The 22266-nt window shown below is 63.4% G+C and carries 22 protein-coding genes; 7 read left to right on the plus strand and 15 right to left on the minus strand.

The window, feature by feature from the left end; translation table 11 throughout:
• Positions 1 to 63: 63 nt before the first annotated feature.
• The 4 genes from ACYQ1P_RS05925 to ACYQ1P_RS05940 all read right to left on the minus strand — a co-directional run bounded on the left by ACYQ1P_RS05925 (position 64) and on the right by ACYQ1P_RS05940 (position 3486).
• Complete coding sequence (locus ACYQ1P_RS05925) at positions 64 to 600, minus strand: ferritin-like domain-containing protein (protein ID WP_460019420.1); 537 nt, start codon at positions 598 to 600, stop codon at positions 64 to 66.
• Positions 601 to 660: 60 nt separating this feature from the next.
• Positions 661 to 1398 carry a DsbA family protein gene (locus ACYQ1P_RS05930; RefSeq protein ID WP_460019421.1) on the minus strand — a complete coding sequence of 246 codons (738 nt, stop codon included), beginning with the start codon at positions 1396 to 1398 and terminating at the stop codon, positions 661 to 663.
• An 86-nt stretch (positions 1399 to 1484) separates the two neighbouring features.
• Positions 1485 to 2066, minus strand: a complete 582-nt coding sequence (locus ACYQ1P_RS05935) for a hypothetical protein (RefSeq protein WP_460019422.1) — start codon at positions 2064 to 2066, stop codon at positions 1485 to 1487.
• Between the two features lie 49 nt (positions 2067 to 2115).
• Positions 2116 to 3486 carry a M48 family metalloprotease gene (locus tag ACYQ1P_RS05940; RefSeq protein WP_460019423.1) on the minus strand — a complete coding sequence of 457 codons (1371 nt, stop codon included), beginning with the start codon at positions 3484 to 3486 and terminating at the stop codon, positions 2116 to 2118.
• 82 nt (positions 3487 to 3568) lie between these two features.
• Here ACYQ1P_RS05940 and ACYQ1P_RS05945 point away from each other — a divergent pair, with 82 nt between their 5' ends.
• Positions 3569 to 5125: a gamma-glutamyltransferase gene (locus tag ACYQ1P_RS05945; protein WP_460019424.1), complete on the plus strand. Its 1557-nt coding sequence runs from the start codon at positions 3569 to 3571 to the stop codon at positions 5123 to 5125.
• Positions 5126 to 5137: 12 nt separating this feature from the next.
• Complete coding sequence (locus ACYQ1P_RS05950) at positions 5138 to 6283, plus strand: pyridoxal phosphate-dependent aminotransferase (RefSeq protein ID WP_460019425.1); 1146 nt, start codon at positions 5138 to 5140, stop codon at positions 6281 to 6283.
• A 15-nt stretch (positions 6284 to 6298) separates the two neighbouring features.
• On the opposite strand, the gene atpC is transcribed toward ACYQ1P_RS05950, so the two are convergent.
• From atpC to ACYQ1P_RS05980, 6 genes are all read right to left on the minus strand, one after another.
• Entirely contained in the window at positions 6299 to 6733 is a 435-nt protein-coding gene (atpC, locus tag ACYQ1P_RS05955) for an ATP synthase F1 subunit epsilon (RefSeq protein ID WP_460019426.1), read from the minus strand.
• Between the two features lie 24 nt (positions 6734 to 6757).
• On the minus strand, positions 6758 to 8182 hold the full coding sequence (gene atpD, locus ACYQ1P_RS05960) for a F0F1 ATP synthase subunit beta (protein ID WP_460019427.1): 1425 nt from the start codon (positions 8180 to 8182) through the stop codon (positions 6758 to 6760).
• A gap of 44 nt (positions 8183 to 8226) precedes the next feature.
• The gene (locus ACYQ1P_RS05965; protein WP_460019428.1) at positions 8227 to 9117 is read right to left on the minus strand and encodes a F0F1 ATP synthase subunit gamma; all 891 of its coding nucleotides are present in this window, start codon (positions 9115 to 9117) and stop codon (positions 8227 to 8229) included.
• Between the two features lie 56 nt (positions 9118 to 9173).
• Positions 9174 to 10706 (minus strand): F0F1 ATP synthase subunit alpha, encoded by a 1533-nt coding sequence (atpA, locus tag ACYQ1P_RS05970; RefSeq protein ID WP_460019429.1) that lies wholly within the window; start codon positions 10704 to 10706, stop codon positions 9174 to 9176.
• The gene (locus tag ACYQ1P_RS05975; RefSeq protein ID WP_460019430.1) at positions 10706 to 11266 is read right to left on the minus strand and encodes a F0F1 ATP synthase subunit delta; all 561 of its coding nucleotides are present in this window, start codon (positions 11264 to 11266) and stop codon (positions 10706 to 10708) included. Before ACYQ1P_RS05975 ends, atpA begins: the two co-directional genes overlap by 1 nt.
• Before the next feature lie 204 nt (positions 11267 to 11470).
• On the minus strand, positions 11471 to 13663 hold the full coding sequence (locus tag ACYQ1P_RS05980) for a primosomal protein N' (RefSeq protein ID WP_460019431.1): 2193 nt from the start codon (positions 13661 to 13663) through the stop codon (positions 11471 to 11473).
• A gap of 56 nt (positions 13664 to 13719) precedes the next feature.
• On the opposite strand from ACYQ1P_RS05980, the gene ACYQ1P_RS05985 reads away from it, so the two are divergent.
• Positions 13720 to 14646, plus strand: coding sequence for a tyrosine recombinase XerC (locus ACYQ1P_RS05985; protein WP_460019432.1), 927 nt, complete (start codon positions 13720 to 13722; stop codon positions 14644 to 14646).
• A 78-nt stretch (positions 14647 to 14724) separates the two neighbouring features.
• Positions 14725 to 15213, plus strand: a complete 489-nt coding sequence (locus tag ACYQ1P_RS05990; RefSeq protein ID WP_460019433.1) for a DUF2937 family protein — start codon at positions 14725 to 14727, stop codon at positions 15211 to 15213.
• Here the strand turns inward: ACYQ1P_RS05990 and ACYQ1P_RS05995 are convergent.
• Positions 15158 to 15913, minus strand: coding sequence for a PIG-L family deacetylase (locus ACYQ1P_RS05995; RefSeq protein WP_460019434.1), 756 nt, complete (start codon positions 15911 to 15913; stop codon positions 15158 to 15160). The genes ACYQ1P_RS05990 and ACYQ1P_RS05995 overlap by 56 nt on opposite strands.
• 75 nt (positions 15914 to 15988) lie before the next feature.
• Between ACYQ1P_RS05995 and ACYQ1P_RS06000 the strand changes: the two genes are divergently transcribed.
• Positions 15989 to 17191 (plus strand): hypothetical protein, encoded by a 1203-nt coding sequence (locus ACYQ1P_RS06000; protein WP_460019435.1) that lies wholly within the window; start codon positions 15989 to 15991, stop codon positions 17189 to 17191.
• Here the strand turns inward: ACYQ1P_RS06000 and ACYQ1P_RS06005 are convergent.
• The gene (locus ACYQ1P_RS06005) at positions 17188 to 17895 is read right to left on the minus strand and encodes a class I SAM-dependent methyltransferase (RefSeq protein ID WP_460019436.1); all 708 of its coding nucleotides are present in this window, start codon (positions 17893 to 17895) and stop codon (positions 17188 to 17190) included. The genes ACYQ1P_RS06000 and ACYQ1P_RS06005 overlap by 4 nt on opposite strands.
• Before the next feature lie 81 nt (positions 17896 to 17976).
• Between ACYQ1P_RS06005 and ACYQ1P_RS06010 the strand changes: the two genes are divergently transcribed.
• Positions 17977 to 19914 (plus strand): cobalamin-dependent protein, encoded by a 1938-nt coding sequence (locus tag ACYQ1P_RS06010; RefSeq protein ID WP_460019437.1) that lies wholly within the window; start codon positions 17977 to 17979, stop codon positions 19912 to 19914.
• Here the strand turns inward: ACYQ1P_RS06010 and ACYQ1P_RS06015 are convergent.
• On the minus strand, positions 19911 to 20714 hold the full coding sequence (locus tag ACYQ1P_RS06015) for an ABC transporter permease (RefSeq protein ID WP_460019438.1): 804 nt from the start codon (positions 20712 to 20714) through the stop codon (positions 19911 to 19913). The genes ACYQ1P_RS06010 and ACYQ1P_RS06015 overlap by 4 nt on opposite strands.
• Positions 20715 to 20773: 59 nt before the next feature.
• A complete protein-coding gene (locus ACYQ1P_RS06020; RefSeq protein ID WP_460019439.1) occupies positions 20774 to 21388 on the minus strand; it encodes a LysE family translocator in 615 nt (204 codons plus the stop codon).
• A gap of 66 nt (positions 21389 to 21454) precedes the next feature.
• Here ACYQ1P_RS06020 and ACYQ1P_RS06025 point away from each other — a divergent pair, with 66 nt between their 5' ends.
• The gene (locus tag ACYQ1P_RS06025) at positions 21455 to 22018 is read left to right on the plus strand and encodes a regulatory protein RecX (protein WP_460019440.1); all 564 of its coding nucleotides are present in this window, start codon (positions 21455 to 21457) and stop codon (positions 22016 to 22018) included.
• On the opposite strand, the gene ACYQ1P_RS06030 is transcribed toward ACYQ1P_RS06025, so the two are convergent.
• Positions 22015 to 22260: a hypothetical protein gene (locus ACYQ1P_RS06030; RefSeq protein WP_460019441.1), complete on the minus strand. Its 246-nt coding sequence runs from the start codon at positions 22258 to 22260 to the stop codon at positions 22015 to 22017. The genes ACYQ1P_RS06025 and ACYQ1P_RS06030 overlap by 4 nt on opposite strands.
• Positions 22261 to 22266 lie beyond the last annotated feature (6 nt).

A 22266-nucleotide genomic window follows, 5' to 3' on the forward strand; every position in this document is an offset into this window, starting at 1 on the left:
GCAGCCTAGGTTGCGCCCCTGCTTGTTTATGGATGGCATTCCGCAGGATAGGAAACTCGGCCCCTATTCCGGGATGTTCGGCGGGTCGGGGTCTTCGTCCCAGCCCGGCGGCGGCGGACATTGCGCCTCGATCCATTTTTCCAGCAACGCCACATGTTCGGCCTCTTCTCGGGCGAATTCGGCGGCCAGACCGGCCACCTCGTCATTGGTCGAAGAGGCGGCGACCCCGACGTAAAAGCCATGGGCATTGGATTCGGCGCGATGGGCGATGAGCAGCGCGTGATAGGGGGTCATCAGGTAATGGGCGTCTTCCAGGGCCGCCGTTTCCGGGGAGTCCCCACTCCCCCATTTGAAGTCCCAGGGGGCCACATGGGGCAGGTCGAGCCCAACCGCCCGTTGATGCATTTCCGTGGCATGCTTACGCCCATATCCGGCGAGCTTGCGCAACAGGTCGGCGGTTTCCGTATTGTTGTGGTTTTCCAGGGAGTGGGCCATTTCTTCGTAGCGCTCCACCGCCTCTTCCTCCAGGGCGATGGCATGAACCAGCAGTTCCTCGACGCTGTCGAGGGCATGACGGGGCGCGGCAGACGGCGTGTTCACGGTGATATCCCCCTATGTCATCCAGATTTTCGCCGAGTGTAGTCCCATTCGACGGTGCTGTCAGCCTTTGCGCGCGGCGGCGATCAGTTCCTCCAGCCTGGCGCGGCCGACCGCCCCGGGCATGATCTGCTGGCCGATGATGAAGGCGGGCGTGCCGTTGATTCCCAGCATCTGCGCCAACTGGTGATTGACCGTCAGTTCCTTGTCCACTTCCGGGCTCACCATGGCGGCCTTGACCTTGTCCTTATCCAGGCCCAGGTCCTCGGCGGCCTTGAGAATCCGCGCCTCGTTGAGGCCGCCGCGCAGGGACATCAGTGCCGAATGAAAGGCAAAATACTTGTCCTTGTCCAACTGCCAGACGGCCAGGGCCGCCCGGGCGGCGATTTGCGATTCTTCGCTGAGAATGGGGAGTTCCTTCAGCACGTAGCGGACCTGGCCGTCCTTTTCCAGCAGCGCCACAACATCGGGAAAGGCCTTTTTGCAATAACCGCAATTGTAATCGAAAAACTCCACCAGGGTCACATCACCCTCGGGATTGCCATACAGCGGCGAGGCGGGGTTGCGCTCGATCACCTCCTGCATGGCGGTCAGCGCCTGCACCTGTTGTTCCTGCTCGGCCTGCTGCCGACGCGATTCGAAGACCTCCACCGCTTCGAGAATCACTTCTGGATTTTCCATCAGGTAGGCCCGGATGACATCGCCCATGGCTTTTTTCTGGGTCTCGCTGAAGGTCTCGTCGGCGGCCTGCGCCGAAACGGACAGCACCAGGGCTAGGGCAACAATCAAAATACGCAACATAAACATACCTCTCAGGTCGGGAAGGAACGAATCGAACGGTCCGGCATCTTGCGCGGTCTTCCGGTTCCACTCAAGGCCCAAGGCGTTCAGCGGGTCAGGGTCAGGCCGGAGAGGGCGAGAGTCGGGGAGCCGCCTCGATCCGGGTGCGACAGCAGCCCAATGAAGCGCACCCGGACCTGACTCAGGTCGTCCTGCGGCCAGCGCTCGGCGTACAGACGCGACACATCCGCCGATTCCCGGACCCAGGCCGCGTCTCCGGGCCGGGTCCCGGGCCAGTCCAGAGTCAGCCACCGGTCATGGGAGGGCAAACCGGGCAGCGCAGCGGTCATGGTCAACGGCGGAACCACGCCGCCCCAGAATCCGAGGATCAGTTGCGGTTGCGGCTCCCCGGTCACCGGATTGTCGTGATAGCGGAACCAGTCGAGGAACGGGGTCGCCAGGAGAGAGGCATCCACCGGCCGGATCAACGCATAGGGGAAACTGTTTCCGGCCGTCATTTGCAGGGCCGGAACGCCCAAGATCCGGGTCACCGCCAGCCCCTGGCGGGCGGTGACGCGATCCCCGAGCAGCATCCAGCCGGGCGGCGGCGCACCGGGATCGAACATCATGCTCGGCCCCAGAACATCCAACCGCCCACCGAGCGGCGACACCGGGGTCGGCGGCGGCACCGGGGACGCGCAGGCCGCGAGCAGCGCCAGAAGCCCGATCAGCAGGGGTTTATTTATTGGCCCCTTCGGCCTCTTCGTCCTTGTCGGGCTGGGTGGCAAACAGAATATCCTGCGCCCGCAACCAGGAACTGCTGTTGCTGGGCAGCAGCTTGGCCGCCTTTTCCGCATAGAATCGCGCCTCCGACTTCTGGTCACTGAGGTAGGCTTCCTCGGCCTGGGACAGGGTGGCCATGTCCATCTGACCGTCCAGGGCATAGGCCCGGCCCAGTTGCGACCAGAAATGGGTGGATTCCGGCTCCAGCCGCAGGGCGGTCCGCAGGTCCTCGATGGCCAATTTGGCCTGGGCGGGATCGCCGGATTCCAGCCTTGTCTGCGCCAACAGGGACAATAGGAGCGAGGTCTTGGGGGCCAATCGCACAGCGGCCTCATATTCCGGCAACGCCGCGTGGACGTTTCCGGTCTCGAACAGAATTTGCCCCTTCAATTCGTGGAAATAGGGGTCCTCGGGATAATCGGCTAGCAATCCATCCACCTCACGCAGCGCCAGGGACGTATCGGCGCGACGATAATAGGCCACGGAACGGGCATAGCGGGCGGGCAGACTTTGGTCGGTCTCCGGATATTGGCGCAAGGTTTGCGACGGCGGTGTCAGAAAACCGATCAACTTGGCCTTCATGCGGGCGTTGCGCATTTGAAAATCTTCGGAAATGGGCACGTCCGAATAAACCGACTTGTTGACATGGTTGCGCAGGAAATCAACCCGGTTCTGGGTGATCGGGTGGGTGCGCACGTAGGGGTCCTGGCTGCTCGACGGAATCAGTTCCTGATCGACCAGGATGGACATGAATTCCATCAGCCCACGGGCAGACTGGCCGGTGGCATCAAGCAGTTTTACTGCCACCTGATCGGCCGAGGATTCCTGAACCCGGCTGTATTTCAGGAACTGCCGCTTGCCCATTTCCTGACCGCCCAGCATGATCGCCGCCCCCAGATCGCCGCGCCCAGTGCCGACCGCCGCCGCCGTCCCCAGCACCGCCCCCAGAATGGCCGAGGCCCCGGCATTGGACAGGGCTTCGCTGGTCCGCGACAGGTGGCCGCCGGAGATATGGCCGGTTTCGTGGGCGATGACCCCGATGATCTGTCCCGCATGTTCGGCCCGAATCAGCAGGCCCGTATTGAGGAACATCTGCAATCCCCCGGCAACAAAGGCGTTCAAGGCCTTGTCCTGGATCAGATGAACGCGTATGGACTCCGGGGGAACTCCGGCGGCCGTGAACAGTGGCGCCGCGTAGGCCCGAATGGTATTTTCAATTTCCGCGTCGCGGATGAAGGTGGGCGCACGGGCCGCCTCAGCCGGGGACACCGCGGTCAGGGTTGCCACAACGAGCAAAATGGTCAGGATCAGAATGCGCAATTTCAAGGGATTGTTCTCCACCACTCCCCATCAAGGTAGTGGGGCCGGGGCATCAGGTCAATGTCGGGCCGTTTCTATTATGGTTGCCATGGCCCTTGGCGTAGCTGCTTGCTCGGGGGCGAAAACCGAACAGGGAACCCTGGGATATGTGGAAGGCTACCTGGGCGGAGTCGCCGCCGACGAGCCACGCGCCGCCCTGGTCGGCCGCGACGTACTATCGGCCGGAGGCAGCGCCGCCGACGCCGCTACCGCCGTCTATTTCGCCCTCTCCGTCACCCTACCCTCGTCCGCCGGTTTGGGGGCCGGTGGGGTGTGCCTGACCCACGACCGCAAGACCGGCAAGGCCGAAACCCTGGAGTTCCTGCCCCGCGCCGCCAGTGGGACGGGGACTCTGAACACCTCCGTTCCGGTGGGATTGCGCGGCTTCTTTGCCTTGCAGGCGCGCTACGGAAAATTGCAATGGGCGCAAGTGGTGGCCCCGGCGGAACAATTGGCGCGGCTTGGCAATCAAGTCTCACGCGCTTTGGCCGCCGATCTCTCCGAGGATGGACAGGAGCTGATTGCTGACAAAGAGGCCGCTCGGGTGTTCGCCCTCGACAGCGGCAAGCCGACCGGCGAAGGGGAATTCATCGTGCAGCGGGATCTGGCCGCCACTCTGGCCAATATCCGCTCCCACGGACCGGGGGATTTTTACGTCGGGCGCACCGCGCGGGATCTGGTGGCGGCGGTCTCTGCCCTGGGCGGCAATCTGACCCTGGCCGACCTCGACGACAGCCTGCCCCAATGGCGCCAACCCTTGAATGTTGAATTTGGCAACAAAACGGTTCACTTCCCGCCGCCACCGTCCATTGCCGGGGGCGTGGCGGCGCAAATGTGGGGTCAGTTGTCGGCTCATGATCTGTACGCAAATACACCCGCCGAGGGGCGTCTGCATTTGCTTGCCGAGACATCCATGCGGGCCTACGGGGGTCGCTCTTTGTGGCTCGGACGATCCACCGAACCGAAATCCCTGATTGAACAGGCCACCCTGGACCAACTGACCGCCTCCTATGACCCGGAACACCATACCGATGCCACCCAACTGTCCCCGGCACCGCAGGGGCTGCGCCAGGATTCCTCGGGCACCAGTTTCGTCGTCGTCGATCCGCAAGGGTCGGCGGTGGTGTGCAATCTGACTCTGAACGCCGCTTTCGGCAGCAAACGCATGGTGCCGGGATTTGGTTTCCTGATCGGGGCCGCGCCCAGTGCCAACGGCCTGCCCGGTCTGTCCCTGGGGCCAATGATGGTGACCAATCGGCATGTGAAAGAATTTTACTTCGGGGCCGGTTCCAGCGGCGGCGTGGCGGCCCCGACGGCAATGATCAACGTGGCGGCCCGGGTGCTGATCGGCGAAGAACTGCTGCCCTCCGCGCAAACCGCGCAACGGGTGCATAATGGGGGCACCCCCGATGTGACCTTTGTCGAAAGCGAAGTCACCCAGGCTCAAATCAGCAGTTTGACCCGACGCGGTCACAAAGTGCAGGTGGTCAAGCGGATTGGCCGGGTCAACGCCATTTCCTGTCCGCTCGGCCTGCCCATCCGGCCCGATACCTGTTCCGTGGCGGCTGACCCGCGTCGGTTCGGTCTCGGACTGAGCGCCAACTGAGAGTCGCCGCCTATGGTCCTTAAGGTCGCCCGTCGCGCCCAGATTCCGCCGTTCATCGTGATGGACGTCATGCGCGCCGCCAACGCCCGTGCCGAGGCAGGCAAGCCGGTGCTGCATCTGGAGGTCGGGCAACCTTCCACCGGTGCTCCGGCTGCCGTGATTGCCGCGACGCAGCGGGCGCTTGAGGAGTCCTATCTGGGCTATACGGATGCTTTCGGGCTGTGGGATCTGCGCTGCGCCATCGCGCGCCATTATCAGCACAGCTACGGCCAAGACCTCGATCCGCGCCGGGTGGTGGTGACCACCGGGTCTTCCGGGGCGTTCATTCTGTCTTTTCTGGCCTGTTTCGAGGCCGGAGACCGGGTGGCCCAGGTGGCGCCGGGCTATCCGGCCTATCGCAATATCCTGACGGCCTTGAATATCGAGCCGTTGGATATTCCTGTCGGTCCGGACAGTCACTTTCAGCCCACTCCGCAACAACTGGACTCCCTGCCCGATCTGGAGGGGCTGATTCTGGCCAGCCCCGGCAACCCGACCGGCAGCATGATCGGTCGGCAGCGATTCCGCGAACTGGTGGACTATTGCGCGGCGCGCGACATGCGCTTGATCTCCGACGAGATCTATCACGGCATCACCTACGAGACAGCCGCTGAAACGGCCCTGGCCTTTACCGATCAGGCGCTGGTGATCAACAGTTTCTCGAAATATTTCGCCATGACCGGCTGGCGGTTGGGCTGGATCGTGTTGCCCGAGGACATGCTGCGCCCGGTGGAATGCCTGGCTCAGAATCTGTTCATTTCGCCGCCCAGCTTGTCCCAGTACGCCGCCATTCATGCCTTTGAGTGCCATGACGAGTTGCGGGCCAACGTGGCGCGCTATGCCCGCAACCGGGACATCCTGCTGAATGGTCTGCCGAAAGCCGGATTTACCGAACTGGCCCCGTCCGATGGCGCTTTTTATGTTTATGCCGACATTTCGGCGCTGACCGACGACAGCCCCGGCTTCTGCCGCCGCATGCTCGATGAAACCGGCGTCGCGGCGACCCCGGGGACCGACTTCGACCCCCGGCGCGGTCATCGCTTCATGCGCTTTTCCTATGCCGGATCTTGCGAAGATATGCAGGCGGCCATGGTCGCCTTAGCGGCTTGGCGTCGCTGATCGGGCAGGTTTGTATTAGTGCAGGTGATCCTTGCGCATCTGCTCCACGGCGGCCAGCATGGCTTCGGCAGCCACAAATTCCCGTTCCGCGCCGCGCCGTTCGCCTTCGTTTCCGGCATCCATCATGGCATCGTTGGCTTTCTGCACCCGTTCGTCGGCCATCTCCAAAGTGATGTCTTCCAGATGGGTCGCCTCTTCCACCAGCACGGTGCAGCTTTCCGGTGTCACCTCGGCAAATCCGCCTTCGACGAACAACCGCTCGGCAATCTTGTTGTCCTTGCCATACAGAACAATGGTCCCCGGGCGAATGGTGGACAACAGCGGCGTGTGTCCCGGCAGCACGCCGAAATCGCCCTCGCCACCGGGAATCAGCACCATATGGACCAACTGCGACACCAGCAGGCGCTCCGGCGTCACCATCTCGAACTTGACTGTATCCATATCGGCCATGTCGGTTTCCTTGCCCAGAACGCCTTACGCCGCTTCGGCCATCTTCTTGGCCTTGCCCACGGCCTCTTCCATGGTGCCGACCATGTAGAAGGCCGATTCCGGCAGATGATCGTATTCGCCGGCACAGATGGCCGCGAAGCCCTTGATCGTATCTTCCAGCGAGACGAAAACCCCCGGCGTACCGGTGAACACTTCGGCCACATGGAACGGCTGTGACAGGAAGCGCTGGATTTTGCGCGCCCGGGCCACCACCAGCTTGTCCTCCTCGGACAATTCGTCCATGCCCAGAATGGCGATGATGTCTTGCAGGCCCTTGTAGGTCTGCAACACCCGCTGCACTTCGCGCGCGGTCCGATAATGTTCCTCTCCGACGACCCGCGGGTCGAGCACGCGGGACGTGGAATCCAGGGGGTCCACCGCCGGATAGATGCCCAGCTCGGCAATCTGCCGTGACAGCACGGTGGTGGCGTCCAGGTGGGCAAAGGAGGTGGCGGGCGCCGGATCGGTCAAGTCATCGGCCGGCACGTAAATGGCCTGCACCGAGGTGATCGAGCCCTTTTTGGTCGAGGTGATGCGCTCCTGCATGGTGCCCATGTCGGTGGCCAGGGTCGGCTGATAGCCCACCGCCGACGGAATGCGGCCCAACAGCGCCGACACTTCTGAACCGGCCTGGGTAAACCGGAAAATGTTGTCGATGAAGAACAGCACGTCCTGGCCTTCTTCGTCGCGGAAATATTCGGCCTGGGTCAGACCAGACAGGGCGACACGGGCACGGGCCCCGGGCGGTTCGTTCATCTGCCCATAAACCAGCGCCACTTTTGATTTGCCGCCCTTCAGGTCGATAACCCCGGATTCAATCATTTCATGATAGAGGTCATTGCCTTCACGGGTCCGCTCGCCGACCCCGGCAAATACCGAATAGCCGCCGTGACCCTTGGCGATGTTGTTGATCAACTCCATGATCAGCACGGTCTTGCCCACACCGGCACCACCAAACAGGCCGATCTTGCCGCCCTTGGCGTACGGCGCCAGCAGATCCACCACCTTGATCCCGGTGACCAGGATTTCCGTATCGGTGGACTGATCGAGGAAGGTCGGGGCCGCACGATGGATCGGATAGGTCATCTTGGTTTTTACCGGACCGCGCTCGTCCACCGGTTCGCCGATGACGTTGAGAATGCGGCCCAGGGTTTCCGGTCCCACCGGCATGGCGATGGGCTCCCCCGTATCGAGCACCTCGCGACCGCGCACCAAGCCTTCGGTATTGTCCATGGCAATGGTCCGCACGGTGCTTTCGCCCAGATGCTGCGCCACTTCGAGGACCAGGGACTTACCCTGATTTTCCACCCGCAGGGCATTCAGGATCGCCGGAAGCTCTCCATCGAAACGGACGTCGACCACGGCGCCCATGACCTGGGTTACAGTGCCGACACTCGGATTATCTGCCATATTCAACGACTCCCACCAATACAGACCGGGTTCGGGGACCGTGGCTACAGTGCCTCGGCTCCGGAAATGATTTCAATAAGTTCCTTGGTAATCACCGCCTGCCGTGTCCGGTTGTAGGTCATGGTCAGGCTGTCGATCATATCGCCCGCGTTGCGCGTCGCGTTGTCCATGGCGGTCATCCGCGCACCCTGTTCGGAGGCATTGCTTTCCAGCATGGCGCGATAAATCTGAACCGACAGGTTGCGCGGCAACAGGGCGGCGAGGATCTCCTCCTCCGCCGGTTCGTAGAGATAGATCGCCTTCGCCGTGGCCGCGACATCCACCTTTTCCTGCTTGGGCACCGGGAACGGGATGATCTGCTGCGGCGTCACCACTTGGGAAATGGCCGACTTGAAGCGATTGTAATAGATGGTGCAGACATCGAATTCACCGCGCTCGTACATATCGCGCAAGGTCTGCGACACCTGCTGCGCCTCGGTGAACGGGATGCCTTTCTTGCCGGCGATGCCGGTGATGCTGGTGACGATCTTGCTCTTGAAGTCGCGCCGCAGGCCGTCCGCTGCCTTGCGCCCGACACAGATGATCTTGACCTCTTTGCCTTCCTTTTCCAGGGCATGGACCTGACGCCGGACCTCGCGCACGATGGAGGAATTGAACCCGCCGCACAGGCCGCGGTCCGAAGTGAAGGCGACCAGCAACTGCACATGGTCCTTGCCGGTTCCGGCCAACAGCTTCGGTGCCCCCTGCATGCCGGAAATGCTGTGTGCCAACGACCCGAGCATCCGCTCCATGCGCGTGGCATAGGGTCGGGCCTCCTCGGCCGCCGTCTGGGCGCGCCGCAACTTGGACGCGGCGACCATCTTCATGGCCGAGGTGATCTTCTTGGTCGATTTGACCGAAGTGATCCGGATTCTGAGGTCCTTGAGGTTGGGCATCGTGCTCACTCAAGCCAGGGTCGGGGGAGCGTCCCGGAACGTCCGGGACGGGTGGATCAGGCGAACGACTTGGTAAAGTCCTCGATCATGGCCTTCAGCTTGCTTTCCGTATCCGTCGAGATGTCCTTCTCTTCGCGGATGGTTTGCAGGATGCTTTGGCCTTTTTCACGCACATGGCTCAACAGGCCCTGCTCGTAGCGGGTCACGTCCCGGGTATCGAGCTTGTCCAGGAAGCCGCGCACACCGGCGAAAATCGCCACCACCTGTTCTTCCACCGGCAACGGCGTGAACTGGGCCTGCTTGAGCACTTCGGTCAGACGCGCCCCACGGGCCAGCAGTTTCTGGGTCGCCGGGTCCAGGTCCGACGCAAACTGGGCGAAGGCGGCCATTTCGCGATACTGGGCCAGTTCCAGCTTGATCGAGCCGGAAACCTTTTTCATCGCCTTGACCTGCGCCGCCGAGCCCACGCGCGACACGGAAATACCGACGTTCACCGCCGGACGGACGCCGGAATAGAACAATTCGGTTTCCAGGAAGATCTGACCATCCGTAATGGAAATCACGCTGGTCGGGATATAGGCCGACACGTCGGAAGCCTGGGTTTCGATGACCGGCAATGCGGTCAATGAACCGGCCCCCATAGAATCGTTCATTTTCGCCGCCCGTTCCAGCAGCCGGGAATGCAGGAAGAACACATCGCCCGGATAGGCTTCGCGGCCCGGCGGACGGCGCAACAGCAGCGACATCTGACGGTAAGCCACCGCCTGTTTCGACAGATCGTCGTAGAAAATCACCGCGTGCATGCCGTTGTCGCGGAAATATTCACCCATGGTGCAGCCGGAGAACGGGGCCAGGAACTGCATCGGGGCCGGATCGGAGGCCGTCGCGGCGACGATGATCGCCGTATCCATGGCGTTGTTGTCTTCCAGCAGCTTGACCAACTGGGCCACGGTCGAGCGTTTTTGGCCGACCGCCACATAGATGCAGTACAGCTTTTCAGATTCATCCTTGGCGTCGGCATTGATGCGCGCCTGATTGATGATGGTGTCGATGATGATCGCCGTCTTGCCGGTCTGGCGGTCACCGATGATCAGCTCGCGCTGGCCGCGACCGATGGGGATCAGGCTGTCGATGGCCTTCAACCCGGTCTGCATGGGCTCATGCACGGACTTGCGGGGAATGATGCCCGGCGCCTTGACGTCCACCGGCATGCGTTGATCGTGCGGGATCGGACCCTTGCCGTCGATGGGTTCGCCGAGTCCGTCGACCACCCGACCCAGCAGGCCCTTGCCGGTCGGCACATCGACGATGGCCCCGGTCCGTTTGACGGTGTCGCCTTCCTTGATGGTGCGGTCTTCGCCGAACACCACCACGCCGACGTTGTCTTCTTCCAGGTTGAGGGCCATGCCCTTGATCCCCCCGGGGAATTCAACCATCTCGCCAGCCTGAACATTGTCCAGACCATGCACGCGGGCGATCCCATCGCCGACGGCCAGAACCTGACCCACTTCGGCGATATCCGCCTCGGTCCCAAAGTTCTCGATCTGCTTTTTCAGAATGGCGGAAATTTCAGCGGCCCTGATTTCCATCACGCGACACCCTTCATCGTCAGCCGGAGCTGTTCAAGTTTTGTGCGGAGCGAGCTGTCGATCATACGAGAGCCCACCTTGACGATCATGCCCCCCAACAGCTCAGGATCGACTTTGACATCGACGCTGACCTCGGTGCCGACCCCTGTTTTCAGGGTGGCGGCGAGGGATTCGGACTGTTTGGCGGTTAGTGGCTTGGCCGCGATCACATGAGCCGTGGTCTCGCCGCGCTTGGCAGAGAGCAGGGTCTGAAAATCGCGGATGATACGCGGCAGAGCGGCCACCCGCCGTTTCTGCGCGACCAACCCGAGGAAATTCCGGGTCAATGGGGACATCTCCGCCTGCTCGGCCAAGGCCGACATGACGGCACTTTGATTAGCGCGGGAGATGATGGGAGAACGGATGGCCCGGCGGAGTTCGTCACTCTCGTTGAACATGGCCTGCAATTGACCGAGATCCCCGGCCACCAAGTCCAGCTGCGCGCCTTCGTCGGCCAGTTCAAATAGCGCTGTGGCGTAACGCCCCGCGAGTCCGGTTACATGTGTATCAGCGGACGACACCTGGGGTTTCCCTCGACAATCGCATGCGGACCGCAAGCCGATCCGACCATTGAAAACAAGACTTGACGCCTCTTGCCCCCGCAACGGTCCCCCCGAGCGGAAACGCTTGTTACCTAGCATACTCCCCCAAGCCATGCAAGACGCCATGGCGCAGTGCAACAAGCTAAAAAAACCCTTGGAGAGAGCAGGCTTGGCCCCATCCTGTCACAAAAATCCGTAAGGGTCCACGTCCACTTGCACCCGCACCCCCTTGACCCGTCGCGCCAGGGTCAGCCACTGACGCACCAGCGGCTGCACCGGGGTCTCCCGATCGGTTTTGAGCAGCAGTCGGCGGCGGTGCCGTCCGCGCAGCACCGCCAACGGGGCCGGGGCCGGACCGAGCACCGAAATGCCCGGTCCGCGCGGGGCCACTCGGGCCAGGGCCGCCGCAGCGGCCTCCACCGCCGCTTCGTTGGTCCCGGAGACGATCAGCGCCACCAGACGACCGAACGGCGGCATCCCCGCCGCCTGCCGGGCCGCCGATTCCGCCGCCATGAATCCGTCCCGATCGCCGGTCGCCAGGGCCGCCATGACCGGATGACCGGGCTGGGCCGATTGCAAAAGCACCCGCCCCGGCCTGCTTTCCCGCCCGGCCCGCCCGGCCACCTGATAGAGCAATTGAAAAGTCCGTTCGGCGGCCCGCAGATCGCCGCCCGAAAGTCCCAAATCCCCATCCACCACCCCGACCAGCGTCAGATGTGGAAAATGATAGCCCTTGGCGACAATCTGGGTACCAATCAACAGGTCCACCTCACGGCGCTCCAGTCGGTCCACCAGATCGGCAGCGGCGCGCGGATGGGTCAGGGTGTCGCTGGCGGCGATGGCCTGGCGGGCCTCGGGAAACAGCGCCTGGGCTTCCTCGGCCAGCCGCTCCACCCCCGGCCCACAGGCGGCCAGGCTATCCTCGGCCCCACAGGCGGGGCAGGCCTTGGGCAGGGCGGATTGATAGCCGCAATGGTGACAGCGAAGCCGTCCGTTTGATCTATGCTCAACCAGCCAAGCGGTGCAATTGGGACATTGCAGCCGCTGACCGCAGGCCCGGCACAAGGTCAGCGGCGCATAGCCCCGGCGATTGAGGAACAGCATTGCCTGATCGCCCGCCGCCAGAGTTTCTTCCACCGCCCGGCGCAGCGCCCCGGAAATCCACATGTCGCGGGCCGGACGATCCTTGGTCAGGTCAATGACCTCCAGGGTCGGCATCCGCGCCCCGCCGTGCCGTTCGGGTAGATGCAACAGCCGGTATTTGCCGTCCTGGGCGTTGGTCAGCGATTCGAGGGATGGCGTGGCCGAGGCCAGGACGATGGGGATTTTCTCCAGATGCGCCCGCGCCACCGCCATGTCGCGACCGTTGTAGATGGTGCCGTCCTCCTGCTTGAACGAGGCATCGTGCTCCTCGTCCACCACAATCAGTCCCAGATCCAGAAACGGCAAAAACAGCGCCGAGCGCGCCCCGACCACCACCGGCGCGGTGCCGGAGACCACCGCCCGCCAGGTGGCGCGGCGGGTGGCCTGGGTCAGATCCGAATGCCAGACCGCCGGAGCACAGCCGAAACGCGCCCTGAAACGGGCCAGCCACTGGGCCGAAAGGGCGATTTCCGGTAACAGCACCAAAACCTGTTGGCCCCGTCGCAGGGCCTCGGCCAGGGCTTCGAAATAGACCTCGGTCTTGCCCGAGCCCGGTACGCCGTCTAGCAGGGTGCACCTGAATCCCGCCTCCAGACTGGTGCAAAGTTCTGCTCCCGCTTTCGCCTGGGCCTCGGACAGCACCGGTCCCGGGCGGTTCGGGTCCGGTGGGTCGAAGGGCGGCGGCGGGTCGAGGATCACCGACTTCAAGACCCCGGCATCAAGCAAGCCCTTGACGACGCTGGGCGACACCCCGGCCTGCCGGGCCAACTCGGTCAGCGGGCGCGGCGGCCCAAATTGAATTTCTTCCAACACCTTTTGCCGGGCCGGGGTTTCGCGCAGCCCCCCGGGCGGCGTCGGGGCCAGGATCAGGGCAGCCGTCGGGCGCGGCGGTTCCAGGGCGTCGGGGACGCTGATTGTCATGCGCAGCACCGGCCCCGGGGGGCTCAGGGCATAGTTCGCCACCCAGATCACGAAGCGCCGCAACTCGGGGGAAAAGGGCGGCAGATCATGAACTTGCAGAATGTCGCGGATCTTGTCGGACGGCAGGTCGCTGGTTCCCGGTCCCCAGACCACCCCCGATTCCCGCCGTCCGCCCAGCGGCACCCGCACCAAGGCTCCCTCGCGCAGCACCATCCCCGGCGGAACGCGGTAGTCATAGGGGCCGTCAATGGGCAGCGGCAGCAGCACCGCCACCCGATCACCAGGGCCATACGTGGGAACCGAATCGCTCATAAACGCCACATTAACAACATGCGGCTAGACTGGTTCAGCAAAAGAAAGGGCCACAGATGCATTTCAACGCCGCCGATGATCTGCGACAGGGGCTGGAGGCCTGGCGGGCCTGGCTGGCCGACGAGCGGCGGGTGTCGCCCCATACCCTGGACAACTATTTCCGCGATATCGGCTTTTTTCTCGCTTTTATCGGCGATCACCTCGAAATAGTGCCCGACCTGCGGTGCCTCGAACAGCTGGAGTCGATGGATTTCCGAGCCTGGTTGTCGCAGCGCGCGGCGGACGGGTTGTCGCGCAGTTCCACCGCCCGCGCCCTGTCGGCCCTGCGCTCGTTGTTCCGCTTTCTGGAGCGCCGGGAGCTGATTCGAGGCAGTGCCTTGCACAGCCTGCGCACTCCCAAACTGCCCCATTCGGTGCCCAAGCCGCTGGCCGTCGATGATGCCCTGGAGATGGTCGAGGGAATCGCCGACATGAGCGCCACCCCCTGGCACGGCAAGCGGGACGTGGCGGTGCTGATGCTGCTGTACGGCTGCGGGCTGCGCATTGCCGAAGCGCTCGGCCTCAACCGCGCTCAGGCCCCGAAGGGCGATGTGCTGCGGGTCACCGGCAAGGGCAACAAGCAGCGGCTGGTTCCCTTGCTGCCGGTGGTGACTCAGGCGGTCAATGACTATCTGGCCGCCTGCCCCTTCACTTTGGCCCCGGACGGGCCGCTGTTCGTCGGGGCGCGGGGCAAGCGGCTGCGCGCCGAGATCGTGCAGAAACAGATGCGCGCCCTGCGTCGGCTGCTCGGGATGCCGGAGACGGCGACGCCGCACGCCCTGCGCCATTCCTTCGCCACCCACCTGCTGGCCGGGGGCGGCGACTTGCGCACCATTCAGGAACTGCTCGGTCATGTGTCCTTATCCACCACCCAGCGTTACACCGAGGTCGATACGGAACAGCTCATCCGCGTTTACGAGGACGCCCACCCCCGGGCCCGGTAGGAAAAAATCGCGACTCGCTCCGGTGGGGGCTTCTTGTTAAGGTGCCCACGCCACAGGACAACCAGGGAACAGCCGGACATGGTCCGAGAGTTTTTCGCCATATTCTTCGCCGTGCTGTTCGGCATGGCCTTCAGTCAGGTGCCGGTGTTCATCCAGCAATATGAACAACGGCTGGGCGGCGCGGTCGGCGAACTGGCCTCGCTGGCCGACCAATATGCGGAAAACGCCAATCGCTCCAACCTGACCCTCGGCACCTATGTCAGCCGCCACATGGTCAATTCGGACCCGGTGATGCAGAAGACCGGACGCACCATGCGCCGCTCCCTGGACCGGCTCGATCAGTTGGAACGGGGCATGGACGCCCTCAACACCGCCCCGGTCTGGGAAAAACCCCTGGTGTTGGCCCGCCATAACGATCCGCAAATCCTGCAGGATGCCTGGGAGAAGTTCCAGTTTACCCTGACCATTGATCTGCCGTTCGGAGCCGCCGGATTGTTGTTCGGCTTTCTGCTCAATCACCTGCTGGTGATGCTGCTGCGTCCGCCCCGGATGCAGCCTTACATTTAGGCGCCAGATCGACCAGAGCCAGGGGCGGCAGATATCCACCGCCGGATTCCGAAGGTCCGGTCAGCCGCACATAGCCTTCCATGGCAAAACCCCGCCAGTCCGGCTCCCAGGTCCAGCAGTGGTGTCGGGCATAGACCGCCTGTACCCCATCGGCCCAGGCCCGGTCGGTGGGAACCAGGATCATCTGTTCCGACATCCGATTCAAGTGATGGCCGATCCAGCCCAGGGCGCGCAGCGACCCATAGAGCGGCACCCAGACCTCAATCCCCAGCCGATTCGCCAGACGTCGCACTGTGGCCGACAACAGGGCATGTTCCTCATGGCCATAGTCGCCCCACGGCGCATGGGTATAGACCCGGATGATGCCGTTCGACATCAAGGGAGTCAGCCGGGCTTCCAGGGCCTCGGACAGCCGGGTCGCGGCGCGCTGTTTTTGCGGATCGGCGAAAACAGGCGGACTCTGGCTCCAGTCCCCGGCCTTGAACAAGCCCGGCTCCGGCAATCCCAGCACCGCCAGCCGCGCCCGGTCCGGATGCTCGGCCAGGGCGGCGCGGCGGCGTTGACCCATGGCGGGATCGGCCGGGGAATCCACAAAGGCCAGCACGATCCTTTCCGCAGCACTCGCAACGCCGGAAAACCACAGGCACTCGTCGTCTGGATGGGCGGCGATGATCAGGCAACGGGGGGGCTGTTCAGACATGGCATCCCGGTTGTAAGAAAGACGTCACCCATCATGCCACCGTCCGGGCGGCCTGCCGATGAAAAAAGGGGCTCCATGACCGAGGCCGAGCTGCTGAACCGCATCGCCAACGACGACCGGGACAAGGACGCCTGGCGGCAACTGGCCCTGCATCTGGCCGCCGCCGATCCGGCCCGGGCGCTGGCGCTGTTCGAGGCCCGTCACGCGCGGCGCGGCGACCTGCTGGACTTCGGCCATGACGTGGCACTCGATCTGGCGGACCACAAACGCACCGAGGACCTGCGCCGCCTGTATGACGCCACCAACGCAGACTCGCCCCTGCGCGCCTTTCTCGGTTTCGGGCTGGCTTTGGCCCTGGCTCCCGACGGCGACCTGACAGCGGTGTCCCGTTTGCTGCGCGAAGCGGCGCATATGGGAGCCCATACCCTGGGACAGGTCTTTACGCCCACTCCCGAGGCGCAGACCATTCTCGGCACCTTGTTGCAGCAGGCTTATCTGGTCGAACCGATGGATTGGGAGGCGCCGCCCGCGCCGCGCCTCACGCTCAATTTGCCGACCCGGAGCCTCGACGGACCGCTGGTGCTCGCCTGCTGCGACGAGGCCTATTTCATCGCCTACGGACAACGATTCCTCGATACCTTGTCCGCCGTCCGCCCCGGCACGGCGATTTTGTTGCATATCATCGGGCCAAATGATGATGGCAACGGGCTGCGCGACCAGTTGTCCCGGGCGCACCCTAACCTGTTGTTCAGCTTCGAGGACGGTCTCCTCACCCCGGCCATCGCCGCCAGCCGCCGTTTTCAGATCGCCCAGGCCGTCCGCGTTTTCTATGACACCGACCTGATTCTCAGCGACGTGGATTCCGCGTTTGGGGAAAATCTGCCCCGCCTGCTGGCCGCCGCCGAAAAGGCCCCCCTGGCGTTGATTGGACGGCCCCTACAGTTGGCCCCGTCGCTGCTGTTTTCTGCGGCCTTTGTCTGGTTGCGCAGGGGTTCCCCTGTGGCGACGCGCTTTCTGGCCGAAGCGGCCCGCTATCTGGGGGCCAAGCTGGCCGATCCGTTCTGCCCCTGGACCGTTGATCAAGCGGCGCTGTATCGGGCCTATCACCGGTGCGGCGACGACCGGGCGCAGGTGCTCGATCTGGCCCGGGAGTGGCCCGATCCGCTGGCCGGGTTGGTCGGCCCGCATCTGCTGGTCGAGGCCCATCGCAAGGCCATGCGCGGGCGAGCCTTCACCTCGGTCGCTTTTGACGCCGACCGTCGCCCGATATTTTCCTAAAACGACCGCACAATGATCTTCTTGTCGCCGACCTGTTGCACGGTCAGCCGGAAGCGCCCGAACGGCTCGCGGATTTCGACGATCTGCGGAATCAGATAGAGCAGTTTCTTGCGCAGTTTTTCCACATGCGGCCCGTCGCGCTTGGCCAGCACATAGGCCGGATAGACCTCGGCGGTCAGGGCGATGAAGGGGGCGTCCCGTTCCTGCACGAAGCGATCCACCGCCTCGATCACCCCGAATCCCTGCTCAATGGCCTTGTCGATGTTGGTGTAGTCGTGGCCGAGGATGAAGCCGTCGTCCTTCACCTTGTCCCAGTACAGGGACAGATCTCGATACACCCCGTCTTCCGTATGCATGCCGTCGATGAACAGCCAATCCAGCTCCCCATCGGCGAAATCCGCCACCGCCTCTTGGGAAACCTGCCGCTTGACCACCACCTGGCCGCGCTGGATCTCGGTCGCGAAACGATCCAGAACGCCCTGATAGCGGCTTTGCTGTTCGTCATTGGCCGCATTGTTCAGGTCGGCCCGATAGCTCTCGTCGTCCTGAAACGTCCAGGGGTCGATCAGGGTCAGCCGCGCCGGGTCTGCGGCGTGCAGGATATGGGCCGAGAAATCCCCCTGGGCGACACCGATCTCCGCCACCTGCCCCTTCAGCGGCATCAGTTGGATCAGCATTTCGCGGGTCATGAAGCACATGAACATGGAATACCCCTTATTTTCACCCGGCTTTTGCGCCAACTGTACCCCACGACGGCGGACCGTGCTATGGTCGGACTCATGAAAATGCTACTCGTCCTCCCCAACTTCGGCGAAGGCCGAAGCTATAACTTTCCGCTGGGGATCGCCTATATCTCCTCGTCGCTCAAGGCGGCGGGTCATGAGGTGCATTGCATCAACATGAACCATCAGGCCGAGGGGGCGACCGGGTTCGTACGCGAGGCCGTCAAGCGGCTCGACCCGGATTTGATCGCCACCGGCGGATTATCGTCGCATATTCTGCGGGTCAAGGAGATCCTGGCCGCCGCCAAGGCGGAAAAACCGGGAATCATTACCGTCGGCGGCGGGGGCTTGGTCACCGCCGCGCCGGACTGGGTGGCGACCAAATTGCCCATGGATATCGGCGTCATCGGCGAGGGCGAGGAAACCATGGTCGAGCTGGCCCGCATCCTGGAAGCCCGCGACGATATCGGACAGGTCAACGGCATCGTCTGGGCCGGGCCGGACGGGCGGGCGGTGCGCACCCCGGAGCGCAAGCCGAACAAGGAACTGGGCCAATTGCCGTGGCCGGACCTGGAGGGCTTCGAGGTTGAAAAGCTGGTCGAGGCCCAGGTTACCTCCGACAGTTTCGCTTTTCATCTGCTGGACAATCCGCGCTCGGTGCCGATGGTCGCCAGCCGCTCCTGCCCTTACAAATGCACCTTCTGCTTCCATCCCACCGGGCGGGTCTATCGACAGCGCGACCTGGACGACTTTTTTGCCGAGTTGGATCATCTGATCGACCGCTACGACATCAATATGGTCGAGGTGCTGGACGAACTGTTCGCCTACAAGCGTCCCCGGCTGGAGGAATTCTGCGCCCGCATCAAGCAATACAAAATCAACTGGTGGACTTCGTTGCATGTGCGGGTGGTCGAGGCCGAGGTGACCGACATGATGCGCGACGCCGGTTGCGTGGCGGTCGGTTACGGCATCGAGAACGTCAATGACATCGTGCTCGACAGCATGGCCAAGAAATCCACCCAGGCGATGGTCGACAACGCCCTGGCCGTCAGCTTCGGCAAGGGCATGGCGGTGCGCGGCAACATCATTTTCGGCGACCCGGCGGAAACCCTGGAAACCGCCAACTATTCGCTCGACTGGTGGGCCAACCACCGGCCCTATCAGATCAGCCTAATTCCGTTGCAGGTGCTGCCCGGCAGTCCGGTTTATAAGCGGGCGGTCAAGGAGGGCTGGCTGGAAGACGACCCGGAGGCCATCGCCGCCTGGTCGCAGAACGTCACCCGCCTCGACGATGCCACCTACAGCCGCCTGATGACCCGTATCGGGGTGTTCGAACATACCCTTTTGCGGGCCGCCCCTGTGCTCCGTTTCGAGGAAAGCGCCAGCCGACGGCACCCGGACAAGCCGCGCTATGACATGGAATATGAATGCGTCCATTGCGGCGAACACAATGAAATGAACCGGGTCGAGCCCTCTCCCGGCCAGTTCCAGCATTTCCGCTTCGCCTGCCGCCATTGCGGAGCCTTCAACGATATCCAGAACCTGAGCCGCCAGCCCTGGAGCGACCCGGAGATGGGCCAATTGCTGCGCCAGGGCATGGCGGCGCGGACTGCCGGACAGACCGCCCAGGCCAAAGCCCTGTGGCAACAGGCGGCAACCCGCACCCCCGGCGAGGGCGGCATCAATCTGCCCGAGGAATCCATCCTTGCCGCCTATAACCTGGGGCACCTGTATCTGATCGAGGGCAAAATCCCCGAGGCGGTGCATTATCTGGCCCTGGCCCTGCTTCCCCGGGCCTTCGACCCGGCCTTTCATGCCGCCTTCGCCGCCGCCCTGATGCGCGAGGGGGCCCACAGCGCCGCCAAGCTGCATCTGGATCAGGCCCGCCTGCTGGCCGACCGCGCGGACATAGTTCCCGACAGCTTGCAACAGACTCTGGCCGGACTGGACAAGGGCCTATCGCTGGCTCTGGCCCGACAGGGCACGCCGAAATATCTTTAAGCCTTCAGCTTGTATCCCGTTGCCACCATGCGGTAGGTGACTGCGCCCAGGAACAGGTTGGCCCCCACCAGCACCGCCGCGCCGATGGCCAGCGGGGCGTCCGAATGGCCGATGAAGCCGTAGCGGAAGCCGTCGATCATGTAGAAAAACGGGTTGATATGGGCCAGCAGCCGAAAGGTTTCGGGCAGCCGTTCCACCGAATAGAAAGTTCCCGACAGAAACGACAGCGGAGTGACGATAAAATTGGTCACCGCCGCCATGTGATCGAACTTGTCGGCCCAGATGCCGCCGATCATGCCGAGCAGCGACAGCATCAGCGACGCCATCACCCCATGGAACAGAATCCAGCCGATATTATGAATCCCCATGGGCACGAAGAACGCCATTACCACCGCCACCGCCAGACCCACCGCCAGCCCCCGGGTGACGCCGCCCAGGGCGATGCCCAGGGTCAGCTCCAGGGGGCTCAGGGGGGGCAGCAGGATATCGACGATATTGCCCTGCACCTTGGAGATGATGATCGACGACGAGGTATTGGCGAAGGCGTTCTGCACCATGGTCATCATGATCAGGCCGGGGGCCAGGAACTGCACGAACGGCACGCCGCCCACGTCGGTCACCGCGCGGCCCAGGGCGAGAACGAAAATGGCCAGAAACAGCAAGGCGGTGATGACCGGCGCGCCGATGGTCTGGAAATGCACCTTGGTAAAGCGCCGCACTTCGCGCAGGAACAGGGTCCACAGGCCGATCCAGTTGATCGCCCCGATGGGCGGAAGCGGGGTGGGCGGTGGCGGGGTCATGGGAGGGGTCCTGCGCGGGTTGAAACCTGGGCTTCATATAATGCCACGGCGCGGAGATGTCATCCCCGCACCGCAAAGGCCAGCCGTCCGGCCAGCAGCAGCAGCGCACCGCCCGCCCCCCAGCGGAACATTTTTTCCAGCCGCCCACCGGTCCCCAGGGCGGCGCGCAGACGGCGGGCCAACAGCACCAGCCCCAGGGTCACCGTGGTCGCCACCGCCATATGGACCGCCCCGAGCATCAACATTTGAACCAGTGGCGGTTCCATTGGATCGACGAATTGCGGCAACAAGGCGAGAAACAGCAGCGCCACCTTGGGGTTCGTCACATTGACCCCGACCGCTTCGACGAATATGACCAGACTGCGCTTGCGACTCGGTGTTTCCATACGCGGCCCAAATCCCCGGTTCAGGGTGCGCAGGCCCAGATAAATCAGATAGAGCACGCCAAATCCCTTCAGGATCATAAACGCGGTCTCCGATTGCCGCAGAATCAGGCTGAGTCCGAGCGCCACGGCCAGGGTATGGACGGCGATTCCAGTGGTATTGCCCGCCACCGCCACTATTCCGACCGCCGGACCCTGGGCGAGGGTGCGCGAGATCACATAGATCCAGCTCGGCCCCGGCGTCAGAGCGATGATCAGCGAGGCGACAAGGAACAGCAACAGATCGGGCATGGCCCCCATCCTGCACCCCCTGTTGCCGCTTCGCAACCGGCGGCAGGCGGGCTATCATTCCTCCCCATGACGACCCAACGCAAAATCCCCCGCGAAGCGACGCCGGAGCGCCTGGAGAAGGCGGCGCTGCACTACTTGGAACGTTTCGCCACCTCGACCGAGAACCTGCGCCGGGTGTTGATGCGCCGGGTCCGCACCTCGGCCCATTATCACGGCACCGACATAACCGAAGGGGCCGCCGCCATTGAGGCCCTGCTCCAAAAGCTGGCGCGTAAGGGGTTTCTCAATGACGCCCTGTATGCCGAAGGCCGGGTTGCCGCCCTGCGCCGTCGCGGCACGGCAGGGCGCATGGTGGCTTTGAAGCTGAAAGAAAAAGGCCTCGACGATGAAATCATCCGTCAGGCGCTGGATCAATGGGCGGCGGATGCGGGAGAAGAAGGGGAACTGGCCGCCGCGATCAATCTGGCTCGCCGCCGCCGCCTCGGACCGTGGCGCGACCCGGCCAAGCGGGCCGCCACCCGAGACAAGGACTGGGCCGCCCTGGCCCGCGCCGGGTTCGACCCGCAAACCGCCGCCCGGGTCATTGATGCAGCGACGGTGGAGGAACTGGAAAGCTCAGACGAGGACTAGCCCTTGCCCTTGAGCGCGCGCAGGGCCTTGATGCCTTTTTGGCGCTGCGCCTTGGAGACCTTGATCTGACGCTCAATATCGCTGCGATCCTTGTCTGAATCGCAGTGTTCGAGCTTCTTTTGCAGGGCGACCTCTTTGTCCTTCATTTTCTTGAGGACCTTTTTCAGAGCCTCCTTTTTTTTCTTTTTGCCGTCGCGATCGAGGACATCGTTTAATTTACTGACCAGCTTGGCGACCTTCATCGTTTT

It is taken from the genome of Magnetospira thiophila, assembly GCF_054657015.1.

Coding starts and splice junctions, on each gene's coding strand:
- ACYQ1P_RS06005 (WP_460019436.1), bottom strand. CDS start 17,895: ATGTTCATGTGCTTCATGACCCGCGAAATGCTGATCCAACTGATGCCG.
- ACYQ1P_RS06025 (WP_460019440.1), top strand. CDS start 21,455: ATGACGACCCAACGCAAAATCCCCCGCGAAGCGACGCCGGAGCGCCTG.
- ACYQ1P_RS06030 (WP_460019441.1), bottom strand. CDS start 22,260: ATGAAGGTCGCCAAGCTGGTCAGTAAATTAAACGATGTCCTCGATCGC.
- ACYQ1P_RS05995 (WP_460019434.1), bottom strand. CDS start 15,913: ATGTCTGAACAGCCCCCCCGTTGCCTGATCATCGCCGCCCATCCAGAC.
- atpA (WP_460019429.1), bottom strand. CDS start 10,706: ATGGAAATCAGGGCCGCTGAAATTTCCGCCATTCTGAAAAAGCAGATC.
- ACYQ1P_RS06015 (WP_460019438.1), bottom strand. CDS start 20,714: ATGACCCCGCCACCGCCCACCCCGCTTCCGCCCATCGGGGCGATCAAC.
- ACYQ1P_RS05945 (WP_460019424.1), top strand. CDS start 3,569: ATGGCCCTTGGCGTAGCTGCTTGCTCGGGGGCGAAAACCGAACAGGGA.
- ACYQ1P_RS06020 (WP_460019439.1), bottom strand. CDS start 21,388: ATGCCCGATCTGTTGCTGTTCCTTGTCGCCTCGCTGATCATCGCTCTG.
- ACYQ1P_RS05965 (WP_460019428.1), bottom strand. CDS start 9,117: ATGCCCAACCTCAAGGACCTCAGAATCCGGATCACTTCGGTCAAATCG.
- ACYQ1P_RS05980 (WP_460019431.1), bottom strand. CDS start 13,663: ATGAGCGATTCGGTTCCCACGTATGGCCCTGGTGATCGGGTGGCGGTG.
- ACYQ1P_RS06010 (WP_460019437.1), top strand. CDS start 17,977: ATGCTACTCGTCCTCCCCAACTTCGGCGAAGGCCGAAGCTATAACTTT.
- ACYQ1P_RS06000 (WP_460019435.1), top strand. CDS start 15,989: ATGACCGAGGCCGAGCTGCTGAACCGCATCGCCAACGACGACCGGGAC.
- ACYQ1P_RS05990 (WP_460019433.1), top strand. CDS start 14,725: ATGGTCCGAGAGTTTTTCGCCATATTCTTCGCCGTGCTGTTCGGCATG.
- atpC (WP_460019426.1), bottom strand. CDS start 6,733: ATGGCCGATATGGATACAGTCAAGTTCGAGATGGTGACGCCGGAGCGC.
- ACYQ1P_RS05930 (WP_460019421.1), bottom strand. CDS start 1,398: ATGTTGCGTATTTTGATTGTTGCCCTAGCCCTGGTGCTGTCCGTTTCG.
- ACYQ1P_RS05985 (WP_460019432.1), top strand. CDS start 13,720: ATGCATTTCAACGCCGCCGATGATCTGCGACAGGGGCTGGAGGCCTGG.
- ACYQ1P_RS05950 (WP_460019425.1), top strand. CDS start 5,138: ATGGTCCTTAAGGTCGCCCGTCGCGCCCAGATTCCGCCGTTCATCGTG.
- atpD (WP_460019427.1), bottom strand. CDS start 8,182: ATGGCAGATAATCCGAGTGTCGGCACTGTAACCCAGGTCATGGGCGCC.